The sequence below is a fragment of the Microcystis sp. M165S2 genome (assembly GCF_020245885.1).
Classification (GTDB): Bacteria; Cyanobacteriota; Cyanobacteriia; order Cyanobacteriales; family Microcystaceae; genus Microcystis.
On sequence record NZ_JADBTZ010000364.1, the window covers coordinates 1 to 3,611 of the forward strand.

Genomic DNA, 3,611 nt, shown 5'->3' on the forward strand with positions numbered 1-3,611 from the left:
ATCTTGCGATACATTAGTACTAAGGGGAGAAGATGCAAGGGTTTTGAGTAATTTTAGCAGATTCAGGGGCACCTGAGCGACTCTCAATCTAGCTAAAAGCCTTTTCCTGTAAGGTTTTTAGCTTTATTCAGCAAACCCTAGCTAGATTTGAAGCTCGTGCATTGGTTGTTAAAGCTACTGTTGAGCAATTCCCCACCGTAGATTTAGCCTTTGCTTGGACACAAGATAAATATGCGCCGCTAATACTAGGACAGATGAACTTCTTTCTTGCCTTTGATGTCTGTTTTTACAGATACGACTTAGCATTCGAGATTAGTCAAAAATAGTTTGACTGGAGAAAAAGAGGTGCGTTACATTTCATTAACTAAGCAACCAGCGATCGCAGTTTCACCTCAAGCGATCGCCCTATGAAAAGAGATTAATTTGTCTAAAGATTTGCTAAACTGAGGACAATAATCGCTTATTTTCAAGGTGTTAACTAAATGTGGTGGCAAAGTTCTCGGTTAGACCGTATTGAAGCCAGTCTAGAGGCAAGTCAGCAGCGAATAGAGCGAATAGAAAGCAATATTGACAGATTAGCAGAAATCAGTGAGGCAACGAATCGGCGTATTGATCGGTTTGTGGAAGCTACTGCTCAACAAATGGAGGAATCTAAGGCTCGTATTGACCAACTGCAACAAGGGATGGAACAGCTTCAGCGTGCAGTTGGCTATTTTTTAAGTCAGGACGGTAACTAACGATCGCCTTTTCAAAAATCAAAAAACCCCGTTAGCTTACAATCACTTGCTTCAATCAATGAGCATGGTACTACGGCTAGAGAAAAAAGAGGTGTGTTAGATTTCATTAACTACCAGAGCGGCGTACTGCTACGCAGTGCCTTCGGCATCGCACTTTTTTATTTTATAGACCGCTTGAAGGCACTTAACGAAAATATAGAAAACAAGGCAATAAGTGCAACAAAAACTTGCTGAATTGCAAGGGAAAGGGGAGCAAATGCCAGCAAACCAACTAGAACTAGAGCTAAGATTGAAAAGTAAAATCCAATCAATTGTGATTGCTTATTTTTACTGTAAGAAGGTTGTCCTTGTGTATTCATATTGTAATTTTGTTGCCTTACACTTGCTGGGGTAAATTCTCCATTAAGAGTGGTACTGCTATTGGGAAAGTTGTATTGAACGTTATATATCTGACGTGGTTCTTCTTGGAGATGTGCAATAACGTTACTCAAGATTTGAAAAAGTATTTCCTGATTAGGTTCTGATTTAATAGCTTCACTAAGTTCTATTACTACCTCAGCAACCTCAGGATCTTTCTCCACAGCAATTTCAATCTGAGTTAGGACTTCCCGATAACTTAGTTCTCCTTTCGATTCTTGTTCGACAACTTCTGGGTATTTCTGCTCCATAAGATCAAACAGTTTTTTTCTCAATTCCAGAGCTTTTGCGCCAACTTGATCACCAGGCTTTTCAATAGCTTCCGTGAAGATTATACTAGCAATTGCTGAGGCTGTTAAAGTTAGTGAATCCATAATAAATTTTCCTTGAAATAATGCAAATATAAAGAGTGATTAAGATTTGGGAGGAAAAATTGATGATAATCTTTCATAAATTTTGTCAAAAAACTCTAAAAAATTATCATAAAGCTCGTCAAATGGAATCCTAAGTAAGGTTGCTAATCCTAAAAGAAGAACAAAGGTACCTACAAGCGGGGAGGTTGAGTACATTATACCCAGACCAATGGCAATAGTGCCTGATGAAGCAATCGTGATGGTTCTTTCCTTCTTGTCTTGGGTTAAACGCTCATACTCCTGCTGCTTTTGAGCTTCCTCTATTCGCCTTTCCTGCCACTTCTGCCTAAGCGCAATATCCCTCAACTCTAAAAGCTCCCTAATTTTCTCTGCTGACTGCTCTTTTGCAATTAATCCATCCAAGCTTGCTAGAGGGGAGGGAGGTAATGGGACTATAGCACCAACTTCTTCCTGAACAATTGGTAAATTTTCCTTGAAGTCTTCAATTGATCGATCATCTGGATCTTGATACTGCATAGGCTTTGGAATAAGACTCAATAATCTGGTGGTCTAACTGAGAATTATACGGAAACTTTCGGCATATCACCCCATTTTAGCACTATCGCCAGAACTTTTCCGCATATCATAACCAAAAGCGTATTAGCCAGATTAAACAACCTCTTTTAAGTAGATTCCTAACAACAAACTGAAATAAAATAGACTTTTCGGGAAGTCTAGGACTAATTTCTTCAGTCCACCCCACAATTACCTAATTTTCGGGGAAAAAGTGCCAAAATTTCCCCCCGATCGCTCTTATGTTCGGCACTTTTTGAGGGTAAAAAAATCTAAAATTCTTACCCAACAATGTTTTTAGATTTATTCAGCCAACCCTAAGTTAAATTTCGAGTTGATCGATTAAATCGCGCATGATTTTGGCCGAATTATGTAACTGTTGGGTTTCTCTGGGACTGAGAGCAAGATTCAGAGTTTTTATCACTCCTTTCTCGTTAACCACCGAGGGAATACTTAAACACACATCTTTGAGACCGTATTGACCATCGAGGAGAGTGCTAATAGTCAGAATTCTTTCTTGGGAACGTAAAATCGCTTTAACGATATCCGTGGTAGCTAAACCGATCGCATAGCTAGTATAACCCTTGCGTTTGATAATTTCATAGGCGGCGTTTTTAACCTGAAGAAAAATTTCTGTTAAGCTTTCTTGGTTGGCCGCGCTTAAATCCTGCCAATCTCCTTCTAATAACCTTGCTCCTCCGATATTAGCCGAACTCCAGACCGCAAGCTCACTATCCCCGTGTTCACCGATAATATAAGCGTGGACGTTACGCGCATCTACATGGAGTTGGGTGGATAAAAGAGAGCGTAAACGGCCAGAATCTAGCACCGTACCCGAACCAATCACCCTAGAAGGCGGAAAATTGGTGATTTTCAAGGTAACATAGGTCATGATATCAACGGGATTACTCACCACCAAAATTAAAGCACTGGGGCAGTAAACAGCCACATCCTCAAGAATACGGCGAAAAATCGCCACATTTCGCTCAAGGAGATGTAATCTGGTTTCTCCCTCTTTTTGGGCAGCCCCAGCAGTAATAATCACCACATCGGCATTTTGTCCCACATCGGCCACGGTTCCCATTTTCAAGTCTGTGGGTTCAATAAAAGGCATTCCGTGACTTAAATCCATCACTTCCCCTTCGACTTTATCCGTGGCGATATCTTGCAGAATTAATTCATCAAAACAGTCTTGAATTAACATCGAGTAAGCGCAGGCCATCCCCACCTGACCGACACCGATAATTACTCCCTTGCGAGGACGCAGAGGAGCAGGTTGTTCAGCGTAGGGATTGGGAGTAAATATTTTATCTAGCATAGATTTTTGCAGTTACTGGGTCGTTGACATACTCCCACCGTCAAGCTACGCTGTGACGGGGGATTCTTTCCACATCGCTGTTAGAAATTCCTTGTTCAACGAGACAGCTTAGATTCTCAATGTCTCCATTAAGAATCCAGAGGCCGGACTCTCCCAAGGCGTTTGGGTCGGTTTCTGTTTGCCCAACAGTACCGTTGAGATGATTTCCCAAAT

4 protein-coding genes are annotated in these 3,611 nt (G+C 41.0%); 1 reads left to right on the top strand and 3 read right to left on the bottom strand.

Annotation, left to right across the window (positions count from 1 at the left end; genetic code table 11):
- The first annotated feature begins 482 nt into the window (after positions 1–482).
- A complete protein-coding gene (locus tag IM479_RS18050) occupies positions 483–737 on the top strand; it encodes a hypothetical protein (RefSeq protein WP_002737596.1) in 255 nt (84 codons plus the stop codon).
- 158 nt (positions 738–895) lie between these two features.
- Here the strand turns inward: IM479_RS18050 and IM479_RS18055 are convergent, their stop codons facing one another.
- From IM479_RS18055 to IM479_RS18065, 3 genes are all read right to left on the bottom strand, one after another.
- A complete protein-coding gene (locus tag IM479_RS18055) occupies positions 896–1,528 on the bottom strand; it encodes a hypothetical protein (protein ID WP_287686386.1) in 633 nt (210 codons plus the stop codon).
- 39 nt (positions 1,529–1,567) lie between these two features.
- On the bottom strand, positions 1,568–2,044 hold the full coding sequence (locus IM479_RS18060) for a hypothetical protein (RefSeq protein WP_287686388.1): 477 nt from the start codon (positions 2,042–2,044) through the stop codon (positions 1,568–1,570).
- A 358-nt stretch (positions 2,045–2,402) separates the two neighbouring features.
- Positions 2,403–3,398, bottom strand: coding sequence for an L-lactate dehydrogenase (locus tag IM479_RS18065; RefSeq protein WP_287686390.1), 996 nt, complete (start codon positions 3,396–3,398; stop codon positions 2,403–2,405).
- Positions 3,399–3,611 lie beyond the last annotated feature (213 nt).